The 16,831-nt window shown below is 43.3% G+C and carries 17 protein-coding genes, 2 pseudogenes and 1 other annotated feature; of the genes and pseudogenes, 4 read left to right on the top strand and 15 right to left on the bottom strand.

Translation table 11 applies throughout. From position 1 onward, the window contains the following. Positions 1–1,744 precede the first annotated feature (1,744 nt). The 4 genes and pseudogenes from sigK to JCM19037_RS19560 form a co-directional block, all read right to left on the bottom strand. Positions 1,745–2,451, bottom strand: a pseudogene (sigK, locus tag JCM19037_RS19575) (RNA polymerase sporulation sigma factor SigK). A gap of 376 nt (positions 2,452–2,827) precedes the next feature. Continuing rightward, positions 2,828–3,415, bottom strand: a complete 588-nt coding sequence (locus tag JCM19037_RS23580) for an NAD-dependent epimerase/dehydratase family protein (RefSeq protein WP_373901306.1) — start codon at positions 3,413–3,415, stop codon at positions 2,828–2,830. Positions 3,416–4,201: 786 nt separating this feature from the next. After that, positions 4,202–4,474 (bottom strand): hypothetical protein, encoded by a 273-nt coding sequence (locus tag JCM19037_RS19565; RefSeq protein WP_052364106.1) that lies wholly within the window; start codon positions 4,472–4,474, stop codon positions 4,202–4,204. Positions 4,475–4,535: 61 nt separating this feature from the next. Then, positions 4,536–4,796, bottom strand: coding sequence for a hypothetical protein (locus JCM19037_RS19560; RefSeq protein WP_052364105.1), 261 nt, complete (start codon positions 4,794–4,796; stop codon positions 4,536–4,538). A gap of 293 nt (positions 4,797–5,089) precedes the next feature. Here JCM19037_RS19560 and JCM19037_RS28865 point away from each other — a divergent pair, with 293 nt between their 5' ends. From JCM19037_RS28865 to JCM19037_RS26075, 4 genes are read left to right on the top strand one after another with little or no spacing between them, the layout of a single operon-like run. Next, positions 5,090–6,805 carry a S9 family peptidase gene (locus tag JCM19037_RS28865; protein WP_255357952.1) on the top strand — a complete coding sequence of 572 codons (1,716 nt, stop codon included), beginning with the start codon at positions 5,090–5,092 and terminating at the stop codon, positions 6,803–6,805. Then, positions 6,799–7,101, top strand: coding sequence for a S9 family peptidase (locus JCM19037_RS28860; protein ID WP_255357951.1), 303 nt, complete (start codon positions 6,799–6,801; stop codon positions 7,099–7,101). The genes JCM19037_RS28865 and JCM19037_RS28860 overlap by 7 nt, the downstream gene beginning before the upstream one ends. A gap of 21 nt (positions 7,102–7,122) precedes the next feature. Then, positions 7,123–7,461 carry a CoA pyrophosphatase gene (locus JCM19037_RS23575; protein ID WP_052364104.1) on the top strand — a complete coding sequence of 113 codons (339 nt, stop codon included), beginning with the start codon at positions 7,123–7,125 and terminating at the stop codon, positions 7,459–7,461. Beyond that, positions 7,436–7,837: a hypothetical protein gene (locus JCM19037_RS26075; protein WP_193744820.1), complete on the top strand. Its 402-nt coding sequence runs from the start codon at positions 7,436–7,438 to the stop codon at positions 7,835–7,837. The genes JCM19037_RS23575 and JCM19037_RS26075 overlap by 26 nt, the downstream gene beginning before the upstream one ends. Here the strand turns inward: JCM19037_RS26075 and JCM19037_RS30350 are convergent. The 11 genes and pseudogenes from JCM19037_RS30350 to alaS form a co-directional block, all read right to left on the bottom strand. Then, positions 7,746–7,970: a YrhC family protein gene (locus tag JCM19037_RS30350; protein ID WP_042403941.1), complete on the bottom strand. Its 225-nt coding sequence runs from the start codon at positions 7,968–7,970 to the stop codon at positions 7,746–7,748. The two genes, JCM19037_RS26075 and JCM19037_RS30350, sit on opposite strands and share 92 nt — an antisense overlap. Positions 7,971–8,042: 72 nt before the next feature. Further along, positions 8,043–8,744: a 5'-methylthioadenosine/S-adenosylhomocysteine nucleosidase gene (gene mtnN / locus JCM19037_RS19540; RefSeq protein WP_373901301.1), complete on the bottom strand. Its 702-nt coding sequence runs from the start codon at positions 8,742–8,744 to the stop codon at positions 8,043–8,045. Positions 8,745–8,817: 73 nt separating this feature from the next. Next, positions 8,818–9,423 (bottom strand): YrrS family protein, encoded by a 606-nt coding sequence (locus tag JCM19037_RS19535; RefSeq protein WP_042403937.1) that lies wholly within the window; start codon positions 9,421–9,423, stop codon positions 8,818–8,820. Between the two features lie 111 nt (positions 9,424–9,534). Further along, positions 9,535–10,008, bottom strand: a complete 474-nt coding sequence (gene greA, locus JCM19037_RS19530; RefSeq protein ID WP_042403936.1) for a transcription elongation factor GreA — start codon at positions 10,006–10,008, stop codon at positions 9,535–9,537. A gap of 139 nt (positions 10,009–10,147) precedes the next feature. Further along, complete coding sequence (locus tag JCM19037_RS19525) at positions 10,148–10,819, bottom strand: O-methyltransferase (protein ID WP_042403934.1); 672 nt, start codon at positions 10,817–10,819, stop codon at positions 10,148–10,150. Beyond that, the gene (mltG, locus tag JCM19037_RS19520; RefSeq protein WP_238544825.1) at positions 10,791–11,720 is read right to left on the bottom strand and encodes an endolytic transglycosylase MltG; all 930 of its coding nucleotides are present in this window, start codon (positions 11,718–11,720) and stop codon (positions 10,791–10,793) included. Before mltG ends, JCM19037_RS19525 begins: the two co-directional genes overlap by 29 nt. After that, positions 11,630–11,992 carry a hypothetical protein gene (locus JCM19037_RS27835; protein ID WP_238544823.1) on the bottom strand — a complete coding sequence of 121 codons (363 nt, stop codon included), beginning with the start codon at positions 11,990–11,992 and terminating at the stop codon, positions 11,630–11,632. Before JCM19037_RS27835 ends, mltG begins: the two co-directional genes overlap by 91 nt. An 85-nt stretch (positions 11,993–12,077) precedes the next feature. After that, positions 12,078–12,404 carry a DUF1292 domain-containing protein gene (locus JCM19037_RS19515; RefSeq protein ID WP_042403932.1) on the bottom strand — a complete coding sequence of 109 codons (327 nt, stop codon included), beginning with the start codon at positions 12,402–12,404 and terminating at the stop codon, positions 12,078–12,080. Between the two features lie 18 nt (positions 12,405–12,422). Further along, positions 12,423–12,842: a Holliday junction resolvase RuvX gene (gene ruvX, locus JCM19037_RS19510; RefSeq protein ID WP_042403930.1), complete on the bottom strand. Its 420-nt coding sequence runs from the start codon at positions 12,840–12,842 to the stop codon at positions 12,423–12,425. Continuing rightward, the gene (locus tag JCM19037_RS19505; protein WP_042403928.1) at positions 12,842–13,108 is read right to left on the bottom strand and encodes an IreB family regulatory phosphoprotein; all 267 of its coding nucleotides are present in this window, start codon (positions 13,106–13,108) and stop codon (positions 12,842–12,844) included. Before JCM19037_RS19505 ends, ruvX begins: the two co-directional genes overlap by 1 nt. An 82-nt stretch (positions 13,109–13,190) precedes the next feature. Next, a pseudogene (gene alaS, locus JCM19037_RS19500) lies at positions 13,191–15,828 on the bottom strand (alanine--tRNA ligase). A gap of 46 nt (positions 15,829–15,874) precedes the next feature. After that, positions 15,875–16,078 (bottom strand) — a binding site (T-box leader). Positions 16,079–16,831: the final 753 nt, after the last annotated feature.

Here is a 16,831-nt window from a genome sequence, read left to right as displayed (position 1 = left end):
AAAGATTTTTGATTGGAATCAGATTCACTCATAAGTGATCGTTTTGCCTCGTTCTGATTCCAATCGATCGACATCTAGTTCCTAACGCCCATTTATGGAATCAGATTCAGCCTTTAAAGAAATCGATCAACAATCTAGTTCCAAAGCGATTTTCAATGAGTCGCACGCCCAGCCCCCGCACCCCGAGTTGCAAGCGCAAAACTTCCGTCGGCGCGAGTCGCGCGAACCAAGACCGATTTCAGTTCGGCCTCGCTGGGACCGACAGGTCGTGAGGTGTTCGATTTAGTCCAATCTGCGCTCTAGTTGGAACAAACTGCGCGCAAGTTTTACGAAATGAGCGCTAAAATCGCTAAAAAGAGCAAACTTGATCGCAAAAAGTGTAAACTAGCGCGCACAATCTGAACCACGCTCCCTGCCCGACTCGGCATAGCACAATTGGAGTAATTTAACTACGCCAACGAGGTATGAAGACACTCTTTGCCATAACAGTCAAATCACACAAAATAACGATAGATTCTCTAAGGCCTGGCATCCAATGAAATTCTTTCGTCCTTTCCATTAGATCGTTTCGGACATGATCTATATAAGTTGAACGAAAGAATTTCTTCACAAACGAAGGGTAGACCACCCGTTAAAGCCTAAAGTTCATCGACTTTGAGATCGATCTTAATCGTTTAAAATAGACGTAGCAAGGATGGGTATCTACTGCTATTGACCTCCAAAGTGCTTGAATCGAGTTGAATGCCAATATAGAGCAACCTCAGTTCAGCAATGTCGCCAATTCAATACCGTTGCTTTGAACAAAAGGCGGCGACGCTTGTAGAAGTTGGGTCGAGACGAGACCCCGCAGGTCGTTAGGAGGGTGCTGAAAAAATTACGTCTCATTTTTTAAGTTACTCGTTAACACGACACATCGGGACCAATCTTTGTGGGGATTTCAACAACATTGTGGGTTGCAATCGTTAAAAATTCCATCATAGAACCGTCTATGTGGGTATAAAACCATTCAATGTGGGGATTTCAGTAGAAAATGGCGCCCCACATAAGAAAATCCCATCATAGCAAGCTCTACGTGGTATTTTCTATTTAGACCGAGGAGGCTCGTCCGGTCCTCCGCGGTCAAGTAGACACAGCGAACACAAGCGGCAGCGCAGGGTGAGGTGATGTCGCACTTATACTCTGGAGTGTCAATATAACACGGTGGCTGTCCTTCGGCCACCGATGTTGCACTTATGCTCTGGAGTGTAAAGAAAACACGGTGGGCGTCTTTTGACCACCGATGTTGCCCTTATGCTCTGGAGTATAAAGAAAACACAGCGGGCGTATTCTGGCCGCTGATGTTGCACTTATAGTCTGGACTGTAAAGAAAACACGGTGGGCGTACTTTGACCACCGATGTTGCACTTATGCTCCGGAGTGCAAGCATCCGTCTGCAGTGGAAAGCAACAACAAACTGCGCAATTAGGAGAGTGTTGAGTTCATTCTATATAGACCACAAGATTCCAATTCACCCATCTGTGTACGTGCGTAAACCCTTCACCCAGCAACGTGAAGTTGTGATGTTTAAACCGAATGTTGTTATAAAAACATGCGATTTTTCGTCGGTCTGCCCGGTCATACCTTCTCACTAATATAAAAAATCCCCACAGTGAAAACCCTCAACCTACCTATACGACGAGGTTGAGGGTTAGCTAATTTAAATTCGTTGACGACCAGTTAAGATCAAGAGTACGAAACTTTTCTTCTACAATTCACCTTTTTGCTGTTTATAAAACGCCTGGAAGAGCTTTAATAAAGCTCGTTTTTCGATTCGAGACACGTAGCTCCTTGAGATGCCTAAATCCTTTGCGATTTCGCGCTGAGTGCGCTCCTCGTCTTCACCAAGACCGAAACGACCGACGACGACTTCTTTTTCCCTTTCGGATAGAACGTGAATGCACTCGTATATTTGTTTTTTCTCCATCTTCAGTTGCAACGCATCGACGATGTCTGGTGCGTCATCTTGGAGAATTTCCATGAGACTGAGCTCATTTCCTTCTTTGTCTGCACCAATCGGTTCGTTAATGGAAACGTCTTTACGCACTTTCTTTAGTGAACGTAAATGCATAAGGATCTCATTCTCAATACACCGTGCCGCATACGTTGCGAGCTTCGTACCTTTGTTTGGCGAGTAGCTTTCGATCCCTTTAATGAGTCCGATCGTTCCGATGGAGATGAGGTCTTCTGTGTCTTCTTTCGTACTTTCGAATTTCTTGACGATATGTGCGACGAGCCGTAAGTTATGTTCAATGAGTAAGTTCCTTGCGTTTTCGTCGCCTTCCTTCATTTTTTCCAAGCATTCTTTTTCCTCTTCTTTCGAAAGTGGTTGTGGGAACGCGTGGTTCTTTACGTATGAAACAAACAACATCATCTCTTTAAATACAAACACATCCCTGCGAGTATACCCGACATACCGAATCCCTCCCAAGATCACCTCCATCCATCTTATGCAGGCAATGGCCTGGTCGGTGACTCCGGACGAGGAGAAATTTCGGTTCTTGTTTTTCGGCTGGTTTTGAGCTCCTGGCTCTATACGTTAAATAAGCATTTTCCTACCTACAATACGGCAAAGGGGGCAAGGTACATTGATCTCATACGCTCAGCGTAGAAAAATTCGCTGAAGGGTGGCCTAGTTCTTTGCATGGCTGCCGATAATGATGATTCCGCATTGTTTGTAATCAATCAGACATTCATTATTTGAAGTTTGCGGAAGTCGTCAATATGAAGAATACGTATTAAAAGGAGCCAGTGAACCTTTGTATAATGTGGTTTACTTACACTTGTTACACTAACGCGACAGTTGTTTCCATGCGTCTATAATTTTAGATTCTTTTTCCTTAGAAAGTACTGTAGCGAAGTCCGATGTATTGCTATTACCTTTATAATCTAACCAACTGTTCACATCTTCTATTGTTTGTCTCAACGGTAAAAATGACAGTCCCTCGTTTAAAGCCTTTTCGTTGTTTACTGAAGCAGCACCGTTTAATGCTTCTGGGAGCCATAAAGGTAATTCATCCCAAGGCTTTATTTGATTGTTCAACAAAAACTCTTCTTCTATCCATATTAGTTTTGTATTCGGGTTACAAACGTCTTTACATGTATTCAGTAGTTCTTCCATTGTCAATTTGTATGATGGTCCAGTAACATTATATATACCTGTAACTCTTTCTTCTACTCTATTTACGACCCAACTTGCTAAATCCCTAACATCAATAATTTGGACTTGGCGTTTACGATCACCTGGTGCGATAACATCCCCACCTTGTTTCATTCTGTGAACCCAATATGGCAATCGGCCACTATAGTCATGTGGACCTACCACTTGTCCAGAACGTACTACTAGTGTACGGTACGGTAGATTTTTCTCAGCTTCCAGCTACCCTGCTACCTTTAATTCTCCGTAGTGAGGACCATAGACAGGTCCTGCTGTTCCTTTTGTTAACTCAGCTATTTTATCACTATATACAGTCTTTGTTTCGTCCCCCTCAATGAGACCAACTTTTGAAAAATCCTTATAGATTGATGCACTTGAAATGTATGTATAGTGTTTAATTGATTTCGAGGGATGTTGCCCTTGTGCTCTGGAGTGTAAAGAAAACACGGTGGGCGTACTTTGGCCACCGATGTTGCACTTATAGTCCGGAGTGCAAGCATCCGCCTGCAGTGGAAAGCAACAACAAACTGTGCAATTAGGAAAATGTTCAGTTTATTCTATATAGCTGAAGAGTTTTCATCTCTACTCTTAGCAACAAAATTAACTTACGGCATATACAACAGAGCTGAACAATGTTGAAATTCAAGGTAAAACAATGGTCGGTTATTTGTTAATGCCCTCTTCACTTTTGGCAAGGTATACGTAAGCATTTGTCCTGTCAATAGAAATTGCAGACTCAATTTAGAAACTGAAGACTACGCACTTTTAGATTGGAGAATGCTATTAATCACCCATTGCACGGCATAGCGAAAACACCTGATGATTCCAACGCAACTATAGAAATGATTGATGACTAGAAAAAGCTGCCGTAAATCTTTGTTGTCTACTTTTATGCGACTAACACTATTAAAAATATTATTTGTACTCTATGGCGAGAATCGCAACTTTATTCTAATTAAAAAATGCCCATCTGTGATGAGCAATTATATAAATGATTTTCCTTTATAATTAAAATAACCAATTTCTTCTTTTTGGTTCATAGTTTTTTTCAGATGTACCCATACCTCTTTTACCAAATTGATAATCTAACTCTTCCAACATTTTAGTATATTGCTCCCTATCAAGACTACCATCGGCATAGTAAAAACACGCTAATGCATAAGCTAACGCAGTTGTTTCAACATTAACTGTCACATCGACATCTGAATTACCGCTTTTTGAAATGATTGATTGTGTATCAAATTTCTGCCGGCTCGGTATTACATCCTCACGTCTATACACTCAATAAACCCTCCAATATAGAAGGGATGCTATAATTAAACAGCATCCTCTCTTAATTAAATTAAAACTCTTCTCTGTTTTGACGAGCTCTCGCTCTAGCAAAAGCTTCTGAATCTACATGAACATCAACGTAAGAGTTTCCACTGTTCTGCACATAAGCTTTGTTATCGTTATTGTTGTAATTGTAGTTTTTATCTTTTAAGATGTTCTCATTATCGTTACGGTTTTTGTTATCACTATTCACCCACACACTTGCCACATCATTATCGTCGAACTTACTTTCCTCTCCAAAACCTTTGTTGTATTTTTTACAATAACCCATTCTAAATCCTCCTTATTTTTGGTTTCTTTTAATAATATGTCCGATATCAAGAGCGGTATAGGTATTCAAATCATGAAGTTATGAAATATGCTCCTGTCCATCTTTTTAAAGTCTATAAGTATTATCGGTGACTCCGGTCGAGGAGAAATTTCGGTTCTTATTGTTCGGCTGGTTTTGATCTCCCCTAACGCATCGGCACGCCCGCCAGTTCATCTGGATTGTCAACACGAGTGAAATCACTTAAAATGATACTAATTGAAATTTTTTATATTTTCTTTAAGGGAGGCACTCGCATGAATAAACGAGCAATGACAATTGAAGATATGAGCAACTTAGAACGCGTGTCTGACGTACAGTTTCACCCAGATGGTAATGATTATGTGTACATAAAAACGAGCATTAATGACGCGGACAGTTACAACAGTCATCTATATGCTAGCTCAGTGGTTGAACACGAGCATCAGCAATGGACGTTCGGCGATGTTTTAGACCACACCCCCCGTTTCTCTCCTGATGGTAAGCAACTCGTATTTCTATCCAATCGAAGCGGAACGAACCAGTTATGGATGATTCCTACGACCGGCGGAGAACCGCAACAGCTAACTTTTTTGAAATACGGAGCAGGGACTCCCCATTGGTCACCGGATGGCAAAACGTTACTTTTCTCCGCTCATGTGCTTCCAGATACTCATGTGTACAACGAAGGCGAACTTTCTTCTGAAGCGAAGAAAGAAGAACGAGAACGAAAACAAAAAGAACCACTCAGAATCACACGTCTTAAGCATAAATCAGACAGTCGTGGTTGGCACGATGAGACGGTTTCACAGCTGTTGCTCTATACAATTGATACAAGAGAGATTACACGGCTTACAGAAGGCTCCCAAGACGCTTTAGCACCTGCATGGCACCCTGACGGCACAAAAGTGAGCTTCGCCATGAATAAGCACGGAGACGGTGAACAGCTTTCTGACATATTTATTATGAATCTTGCCGACAAATCTTTGGAACAGGCGACGAGTGGGGATGGCCTCTATTCATTACCTAGCTGGTCACCAGACGGTTCATTATTTAGCTATGCGGGTCATCAAAAGGGATTTGCTGGCTCTACACAAACAGAGATCTATATCAAAACATCTCAAGGCACAAACGTTATTACAAAAGCATATGACATGCAGTTTCCAGACAGTATGATTAGCGACTGGAATTCAAGTGCGGGCAACCCAGGCTATGTATGGAAAGACAACCAAAACGTTATAACGACCGCTAGCCGTTATGGAAAAACGGGATTGTTCTCATTGTCGTTGGATGGCGAGTTAACGGTTCTCTACGAAGAAAATGCGCACGTATTTGAGTATAGCTATCACCGCACGAGCGATACGTTTATTGTGGGCATTAGCCAGCCGACAGACCCGAGCAATTTATTTTTACTAAAGACAAGTGACAAAGCTCATCCGCTTACACATTTAAATGCCTCGATTTTAGATGAAGTCGAGCTCAGCCAGCCAATCACTCATTCATTTACTGCAGATGACGGTTGGACGATTGAAGGTTGGCTATTAAAGCCGTTTGGATTCCAAGAAGATCAATCGTACCCACTCATATTAGAAGTACATGGCGGGCCTCATGCGATGTATGGGTATGCATTTTTTCATGAGCTGCAAGTGTTAGCTGGAAAAGGTTATGCGGTATTGTATACAAATCCACGGGGAAGCTACGGGTACGGACAAACGTTTGTAGATGCTGTGCGCGGGGATTATGGTGGCAACGATTATACAGACTTGTTAAGCGCAGTTGATCAAACAGTTGATGCTTATGGTTGGATTGACGTCGACAATATAGGTGTGACAGGTGGTAGCTATGGCGGGTTTATGACGAACTGGATGGTTTCACACACCAATCGATTCAAAGCTGCTGTTACCCAACGTTCCATTTCCAATTGGCTTAGTTTTTATGGGGTAAGCGATATCGGCTATTTCTTTACAAAATGGGAGATCGGGCTCATTTGCTAGAAGACCCGGAAAAGCTATGGAACCATTCTCCATTAAAATATGCAAAAGATGTAGAGACGCCTCTGCTTATCCTTCATGGTGAACAAGATTTACGTTGTCCGATCGAACAAGGCGAGCAATGGTTCCAAACACTAAAACACCTTGGCAAAGAAACCGAATTCGTTCGCTTTCCTAATGCCAATCACGAATTAAGCCGGAGCGGGCCTCCAGCGCTTCGTAAAAAGCGTCTCAAAGAAATCGTCAATTGGTTTGAGTCGTATATTCCGGTTCAGTCTAAAGTGATTGAACACGGGTGACTTCATAGGGGGAGCACAGCGATGAGAGACTCTTTTTTTCGCAAATTAAAATACCGTCAACCAGGAGTTATAGGAGAAAAAGAAGCCGTACAGTTTGCGGTAGCCTTACCGATAATGTACGAAAACGACGAACCAGTGCTGTTGTTTCAAGTGCGAAGCAGCAAAATGCGACGACAACCTGGTGATATTTGTTTTCCCGGGGGAAAAATCGAAACAGAAGACCTCACTTCAGTAGAGGCCGCTGCACGAGAACTAAGTGAAGAGACGGGCATCCCTCGTTCCAAAGCAGCACATATCTCGAGTCTCGACCGTTGGTTGACCTTACGGGATTGTCGTGTACCCTCATGTATTTTTAATTGATCCAACACCACTCGCACCAAATGATGAAGTGGAGGAACTTTTTACGGTTCCGATTGCTGATTTGTTAAAGCAAACCCCGGAGCGAATTCCAATACCTTTACGTCCAGAACCTCCAGAAGACTTTCCTTATGAACGGATTGCTGGCGGGCGTAACTACCCATTTCGAACAGCAAAATTACCTGAACTGTTCTATGAACATGAGGGGCGGCACATTTGGGACTCACTGCGAGAATCCTTGAACATTTTCTCGAAGTACTTAACGAAAAAGACGAGTGAACAAAAGTTCACTCGTCTTTGTTTTGCCATTTTAAGCTACAAGTCATGCAATATAACGCACCAAAAAGCGTTGCTGTCCATAACAATAAACCATCTATAGAACGCATCCCTTTTGAAGATTCAGGGAGTAAAAAGCCGACTGATAAAAACAATGAAACGAGCAAAAAGACCGCTGCAAACCGTTGATAATCTGTCGTTTTTATACGGATGTCTTTCGTATGTTTTGATTCCATATTCCCCACCTCAACCTCCTCCGTACCATCGCTATCATTCTAGCATGTAAACAGAGGCGCGGGAGCAGGGAATTATTTCATGTCCATAACCATCGTCTGAACGAGGTCTGCCGAGATTTTCGAAGCTGTGTTTAGAAATGATTCATACGACTGTAACGCTTCTTGTCCGGCAATATCGCTTAATGCGCGAATGATTAAGAATGGACAATCAAATCGGTACGCGACTTGCGCGATCGCTCCGGCTTCCATTTCCGTACACAATGCTTCTGGAAATACCCCTTTAAGCTCATCAATTCTTGTTTCATCGCTCATAAATGAATCTCCAGATAATACGAGGCCCGGTTCGATCGATATGTTATTTTTCTTAGCAGCGCCGCTCACTGCTTCTTGGAGGTTGTTATCTGCAACGTACGCCGCAGGCATTGCCGGCACTTGCCCAAATTCATAGCCAAACACTGTTGCATCCACGTCGTTATAGCGGACTTCCGTCGATATAACGATGTCACCCACACTCATCGTCCGATCAAGCCCTCCTGCAACGCCGCTATTGACGACTACATCAGGTTTGTAAAGTTCAATCATGAGCGTCGTTCCGATTGCAGCGTTTACTTTGCCAATTCCTGATTTCATAAGTATGATTTCATTGTCGTACAGAAGCCCTTCATAGAAATAACAACCTGCAATCTCTTTTTCCTTTCGGTTACTCAAGTTTGCTGCTATCGTTCGAACTTCTTCTTCCATTGCCCCGATAATGCCAATCTTCACAACACCCATTCCTTCCCTACTTAGCACTTTACGTAACAATAGCCTGAAGTTGTTCGTACAACGACAGGCAATCCGTTACTTCTTATTCTACATTTGTGACGAGCCAACCTTCATCTTCAACCCATTCCATCTCAACGCGATACGGGCTTCCTTCATAATACATCGTGCCTCGTGCCAATCCATGCCCACCATTATTTTCGATACGCTCAAGATAATCCCAATCTTCCTCAGGGATTCCTGTTGCATACTCCATCGCTTGCATCATTTCTGCACGGTTTTGAGTACCGTCAGTAAATGTAAAATCTAGTGATTCTTGCTCTGTACCAATCGGCTGAAAATCACCGTCTTCAGGAGGTGTAAGGGATGAATCGGATTCCTCTGAATCATCGTCCTCATCATCTTCTTCAATGGCATCCTCTTCAATCGGTTCGGTAATTTCTTCTTCGTCGTTTTCTGGCTCTGTAATATCAAGCGGATCTTCGTCTTCTTCGATATCCGTTTCATTATCAATTTCTTCATCAACCTCATCGTCGGCTACTTCTTCCGATTCAGAGAACAGCAGGGTAAACATGAAAAAACCGATCAGCAAAACGACGACGCCAATGGATACGTTGAGCATGCGATTAATGGTTCGTTTCTTGCGCATATGAGCACGACTTTCACGTTGATACTGCTGGTTTTCATCCATATGTTATCACCTATTATCATCCATTCATTATACAAGACTATACTTGTACCCTTTATATTAAAGGATTTACTGATCGGATGAAAGGTTATTTTGTCGGAATTTTACTCTTCCCTATTGAATGCGGATAATTTCTACTTCCATATCCCCACCAGGCGTTGAAACGCTCGCTCGGTCTCCAACCTTTCTACCTAGAAGACTTTGTGCCATCGGGGAGTCATTGGAGATCTTTCCTTCAAGCGGGTCCGACTCTGCACTTCCGACAATCGTGTAAACTTCATCTTCACCGTCAGGTAATTCTTTGAACGTAACAGACTTTCCAAGTGAAACCTCATCATTGTTTCCATCGTCTTCAATGATTACAGAATTGCGGATCATATTTTCGATCTGGCTAATTCGACCTTCAACAAATGCTTGGTCGTCTTTCGCTGTATCATATTCAGAGTTCTCGGAGAGATCCCCAAAGTCACGAGCGGTTTTAATTCGTTCAACGACTTCTTGTCTTCTCGTCGTTTTTAGGTACTCCAGTTCTTCTTCCAGCTTTTGTAAGCCTTCTTCAGTCATGTAATACTTTTTATCCTCTGCCATTTTCTAATCACTCCTCTAACTGGTAAGAAGAAAAGTACGAATTGCTTTCGCACTTTCCTTCTTATAACAATCATATCTACACGTATGCTAATCTGCTTTTATCATACGCATGTAACCATCAAATTACAAATATTTTCTATCATAATTTCTCGGCATCATTTGTCATGGACCGCTTGATCGAAACTGCCATTCCATCTCCAATTGTGTAATACGTTGTCGAGAACTGCGGGTGATTACTTAGCCAGTCATTAAACGCTTGTAATTTTTTTACCATTTGTCGAAACCGTTTCGGAATGTCTAGGTCACCCGTCACATAGTCACGAAACAATACATTGTCGACAACCATTACTCCACCACTTTTTAAGCGTGGAGAAAATGCATTTACAAACGCTCGATTATGCCCTTTAGATGCATCGATAAATAAAAAGTCGAATGGTTCGCTCGATTGGAGTGTCTCTTCGAACTCAAAAGCATCTCCTTCTAAAATTGAGATTTGGCGGTCCATTCCGCACTGTGAGTGAAAATTTCTTGCCATACGAGCACGCTCACTGTCTCGTTCTATGGTGACGACCTCGATGTCTTGATGAACGTTCGCCATTTGTAAAGAAGAATAGCCAATCGCTGTGCCCACCTCAAGGATTCTCTTCGCACCTGAAAGTTGAATCATCTGCGTTAAGAAGCTTGTACTCCCTTGATCAAGTATAGGCACGTGATGTTCCTTCGCATACTCTTCCATCTCTGTAATCGTCGGAACATGTCGTTCAACCGATTTATTTAACTGGTTAACATATTGGATTCGGTCTGCACTCACGAGTCTTCTTCATCCTCTTCTGCTTGACCCTCAATCCACTCATCACGGTATTGTTGATGCACTTCGTTATGTCTTCATACGTATTCGAGTAAATCACTTCACCACCGAAGCGAGCATAGAAGAATAGGTATTCACTCTCTTCTGGAGCGAATACAGAACGAATGGAATCTTCGCCTGGGCTTGCAATCGGTCCTGGCGGTAAGCCACCGTATCGATACGTATTATACGGGTCTTCCGTTTCTAAATCATCAAAACTCGTCATATACCGATGTTCACCAATGGCATAAGCTACCGTTGGGTCGACTTCCAAACGCATGCCTTCTTCTAAACGATTGTGGAGTACGCCTGAAATTAACCGGCGATCTTCAGCTGTTGCGGCTTCTCTTTCAATAATGGAAGCGAGCGTCAATACTTCATGTACATTCAACTCTTCTGCAGGCCCGAAATCACCGTTCTCTTCAACAATATCCGTTTGAACAGATTCATATACTTGTGCCATTCGTTGCAACATGCTTTCAATCATTTCTTCAATTGGCGTATCTTCTTCTAGAAAATCATAAGCTGCGGGGAAGAGATACCCTTCAAGAGCGTAGCGAACATCACTGTCAAAAATATCGTCTTCGAGAAAAGAATACTCTTCATACAAGTCTTCCATCCACTCATCATCTGTGAGCACGTCCATAATGTCTTCTTCATCGTAGTCCGTTTCATCTGCAATGCGAACGGCAATTTGTTCAAGTTGATGCCCTTCTGGAATAATAAATGTGTGGGCATACTCTTCCATATATACACCGTCTTGCAAGGCATGCATCATGTCGTCCATATCCATAGACTTGGATAACTCATAGTTGCCAGCTTGAAAACCAGTGAAGTTCTGATATCGGGCATAATATCGAAAGATTGTTGCATTTTGTATAAGCCTTCATCTTCCAAAATTTCCCCAATGCCCGTCGCTGTTGAACCAATTGGGATTTCGACTTCAACGACTTCTTCACTGGAAGCATCCACCGGTGAAACCGCTGATTGAATGTAAAAATATCCATATAAAACTGCACCACCTATGAGCAACACCATCGCCCCTAATGTAATAAGTACAATTTTACGGACCTTTCTTGAAGTCTCAGCCCGCTTTGCCAACGGATCCGTTACTTTTTCATTTCGTTCTTCCGCCAAGAGGGTTCCCCTCCTCATTGTCCATAAGTCCTAAAGCGAAAAGAAATCCGGCCCAATATATCGGACCGGAAGATCTCATCCCATACTACTGCAGATCGTTTTTATCGTCAACGAGTAGTGTCTCATCTTCTTCCAAGAGAGTTGCGATGGTTTCTTCGACAACTTCCCACTCTTCGTCCGATTCGATTTGATGCAATGTGTAGCCTTCAGGGTCATCCGCGCTTTCTTCATATTGGAAAGCAAAGATCTCTACTTCTTCATCTTCTTCTTCCTCTTCATCATCAACGACTGGGGTAACAACAACGTACGTCTTCTCTGTATCGTCGATTTCAAACGTAAACATCACTTCAAATACATGTTCTCCTTCACCATCTGGATCAGGAATTACAATTCGCTCATTATCTTCTAACATCTCATTCACCTCTATAATTTATTGCCTTTGTGCAGTATGGTCTAAATACCCTTGTAATATTAACACTGCAGCAATTTTGTCGACAACCTTTTTTCGTTTTTGCCGGCTCATGTCTGCTTCAATTAACGTTCGCTCGGCAGATTTCGTTGTTAGTCGTTCATCCCAAAATTCAACGACCACTTCGACTCGTTCGGCCAACTCCCGGCCAAATTCTTGACATTTCTCAGCTCTAGGCCCTATTGAACCGTCCATATTCTTCGGCAAACCAATGACGACTTTAGACACTTCTTGTTCAACGATCAATGATCGTAACTCTTCCATCGTGTCGTCTTTGCCTTTCACGTGGATCGTTTGTAAGCCTTGCGCGGTCCAGCCAAAAAGATCGCTAACCGCTACACCAATCCGGTGATCTCCAATGTCTAGTCCTAGCGTTCTCATTAAGAGGAAGGGTTGTCCTTCAAGTAGTGTCGAACGAGCTCTTCAATCAGCTCGTCTCTCTCCAAGCGCCGAATGAGTGTACGAGCATCGTTATGCCTCGGGATGTATGCCGGATCACCTGAAAGAAGATACCCGACGATTTGATTAATCGGGTTGTACCCTTTTTCATCCAATGCGTTGTAGACTGTGTTGAGTAGCTCCTGTACATCAACCTTCGCTGAATCATCCTGAACGTTAAACTTAACTGTATTGTCTTTAGAGCTCATGGAGGGCCACCTCATTTCTCGATTTCAACGCAATGCTTTGAGCGTATTGATCGTTTTCTACATTGTACATGATTTTTTCTATTTATGAAATGGAGCGAACAATCTCAGGAACCGCCTCAATTGCTTCTTGTAGCTTCTCTGGACGTTTCCCTCCAGCTTGTGCCATGTCCGGGCGACCGCCGCCGCCACCGCCACAAATAGCTGCCGCTTGTTTGACGATGTCTCCGGCTTTGTAGCCTCTGGCAATTAGCTCCTTGCTGACCGTCGTAACGAGGTTTACTTTCCCGTCTTTACTCGTTCCAAGCACAACGATACCTTCTGTAAGCTGTTGTTTCAACTCATCAGCAATTTGACGAAGCCCATCCATGTCACGCTCAGGAACCACCCCAGCAACGACGTGCACGCCGTTAATTTCTTTCTTTTCATCCAAAAGCTTCTTGGCATCCATGTTGCCCAATTTCGCAGACATGGATTCAATTTCTCGATCCTTCTCTTTCAGTTCTTCTAGCAATTGTGTCACGCGTCTAGGTACATCTTCGTTCGTTTTTACTTTGAGAAGTTGTTGGGTCCGATCAAGCAATTCTAACCGGTCAACCGTATACTTGTATGCACCGGTTCCAGTCACTGCTTCAATTCTTCGAACCCCTGCTCCAATACCGCCTTCAGAGACGAGCTTAAACGTTCCGACTTCACCTGAACTACGAACATGACATCCACCACAAAGTTCAATGCTGTATTCACCAATGTGTACAACCCGAACGACACTGCCGTACTTCTCACCGAAAAGCGCCATCGCCCCTTTTGCTTTTGCCTCTTCGACCGTTGTTTCCTCAGTCATAACCCGATAATTGGCGGCGATGCGCTCGTTCACCACCTGTTCAATCTGCTTCATCTCTTCCTCTGTTACTTGCCCGAAATGAGAGAAGTCAAACCGCAAACGATCCGGACCTACGTAAGAACCTGCCTGATTTACATGATCGCCGAGCACATCTTTAAGTGCTTGATGTAACAAGTGAGTCGCAGAGTGGTTTTTCTCCGTCGCTTTTCGCGCTGTTCATTAATTTGTGCAAGAACAGGCTGTCCAACAGTAAGTGTACCCCGAATGATGTTCACTTCATGTAAAGGTTGACCGTTCGGCGCCCGTGTTACCCCTGTCACTTCAGCTTGTAAACCTTCAGCTGCAATCGTTCCTGCGTCTGCCACTTGTCCACCGCTTTCAGCATAAAACGGCGTCTCTTCTAAAATGACAACTGCGGTGTCTCCTTCTTGAACATGTTCAACATGATTTTGACCGAGGACAATCGCTCGAACCGTCGTATTTGCTGCATACTGATCATAGCCAACAAACGTGCTCTCTACGTCTAACGTACGCAGCGTCTCATTTTGACTTTGCATGGAGCATCTTCTTTACGTGCAGCTCTCGCCCTTGATCTTTGTGCCTCCATCTCTGTCTCGAAACCGAGAGTATCAACAGTCAGACCCGCATCCACTACGTATTCTTCTGTTAAATCAACTGGAAAACCATACGTATCATACAGTTTAAACACATCAGCTCCGTCAACTTGTGCTTTGCCCTCGTTCTTAGCTGTCTGAATGACTTGATTTAACATGTTCAATCCATCCGAAAGGGTTTCATGGAAACGCTCTTCTTCACTTTGAATAACCTTTTGAATAAACGGCGTGTTTTCTTCCACTTCAGGGTAGTACGCCTTCATGACATCACCAATGACGGGGACGAGTTTGTACATAAAGGGTTCGTCCAAACCGAGGGTTTGCGCATATCGAACCGCTCTTCTTAGCAACCTGCGCAGTACATATCCTCTGCCTTCATTCGACGGGAGTGCCCGGTCACCGACCGCAAACGAAACCGTTCTCGCATGGTCAGCAATCACTTTAAACGCTGTATCATCGGTGTCGTTGTTTCCATACTTTTTCCCTGACAGTTTCTCCGTTTCTTGAATAATTGGCATGAACAAATCAGTTTCAAAGTTCGTTTTTGTATCTTGAATGACCGACACGACACGTTCTAAGCCCATCCCTGTATCAATGTTTTGATTCGGTAGCGGCGTGTACGTATCATCCGGATTATGGTTAAACTGGGAGAATACAAGGTTCCAAATTTCTAAATAACGTTCATTCTCCCCACCTGGATACAATTCTGGGTCCGTCTCATCATTGCCATACGCTTCGCCTCGGTCATAAAAGATTTCTGAGTTCGGCCCACTTGGCCCTTCACCGATGTCCCAAAAGTTCTCTTCCAGCCGAATGATCCGCTCGACAGGTAGGCCGATATTGTTTTTCCAATAGCCATACGCCTCTTGGTCTTCAGGGTGTACTGTCACACTAAGTTTCTCCGCATCAAAATCGACCCAGCGGTCACTCGTGAGAAATTCCCAAGCCAACTCAATCGCTTCTTCTTTAAAGTAATCACCGATGGAGAAATTGCCGAGCATCTCAAAAAACGTATGGTGACGCGCCGTCTTTCCGACGTTTTCGATGTCGTTCGTCCGAATGGCCTTTTGCGCATTCACAATTCTAGGATTCTCCGGAACGACTCGACCATCAAAGTATTTTTTTAGTGTGGCTACACCACTATTAATCCATAACAAAGAAGGATCTTCGTGTGGAACGAGCGAAGCACTCGGTTCAACATCGTGCCCATTCTCCTTAAAGAAATCAATAAACATTTGGCGCACTTCAGCAGAAGTTAACGTCTTCATAACTCAAACCCCCAATCAATTTTTAAACACAAAAAAGCCCCATCCCACCAAGGACGAGACATATTCTCGCGGTACCACCCTCATTAAACGTCAAACAACGCTTCACTCGAATGCTTTTAACGCTGCAAGGCGGCAAGGTTTACTTGCACTCAGGAGTAGCTTTCAATCCATTACCCATCCCCTTCTTTCAGCCGTGGAAAGGATCTCTGTGAAAAGATAATGAATTTACTTGTTCCGTCGACATGTTCTCATATATGTTCCTATTTTTAACGAATTCCCCCTCATGTCAAGGGCAGCGACGCTTGAAGGGGGTTGATTGATCAAAAATGTCACGTTTAGAAGATGATTCATGAGGTAATTGGATAACAAAATGAATGATTAAGAGGCCTTTTAGTCGTCATCACTCGATTTGTTTACGTAGATAGGGTGAACGTTTGATTTCCCTAATGTGGCGTGTCGGTGCTAAGTCCGTCGGAAAACGGGTCGAAGTTCTCTATGGACTATCAAGGTAGCAATATAGAATAAACTTAAGATTTTCCTAATTGCGAAGTTTGTTGTTGCTTTCCACTGCAAATGGATGCTTGTACTCCAGAACACAAGGGCAACATGGATGGCGAAACATCTGCCACCGTATTTTCTATGTACTCCAGACTATAAGTGCAGCACCTCACTTGTGTTCGCTGTGACTACTTGACCGCGGAGGACAAGCCGAGCCTCCTTGTTCTGACGATTTCCGGGTCTCGTCTCTTTCCAACTCCTACAGGCATCACTGCCTTTCGCTCAAATCAACGGTACTGAATCGACGACATTACTTAATTGGGGTTGCTCAATATTGGCATTCAACTCGGTTCATATACTTTGGAGGTTAATAACAGTATATACCCATAATTGCTACGTGTATTGTAAACGATTAAGATCGATCTCAAAGTCGTTGAACTTTAGGTTTTACCGGTTGACCTACCATTAGTTCATGAAGAAATTCTTTCGTTCAACTTTTATGAAT

Origin of the sequence: Geomicrobium sp. JCM 19037, from assembly GCF_000698105.1 — a bacterium.
GTDB lineage: Bacteria > Bacillota > Bacilli > Bacillales > Marinococcaceae > Geomicrobium_A.
This window is presented reverse-complemented; position numbering and strand designations above follow the sequence as displayed.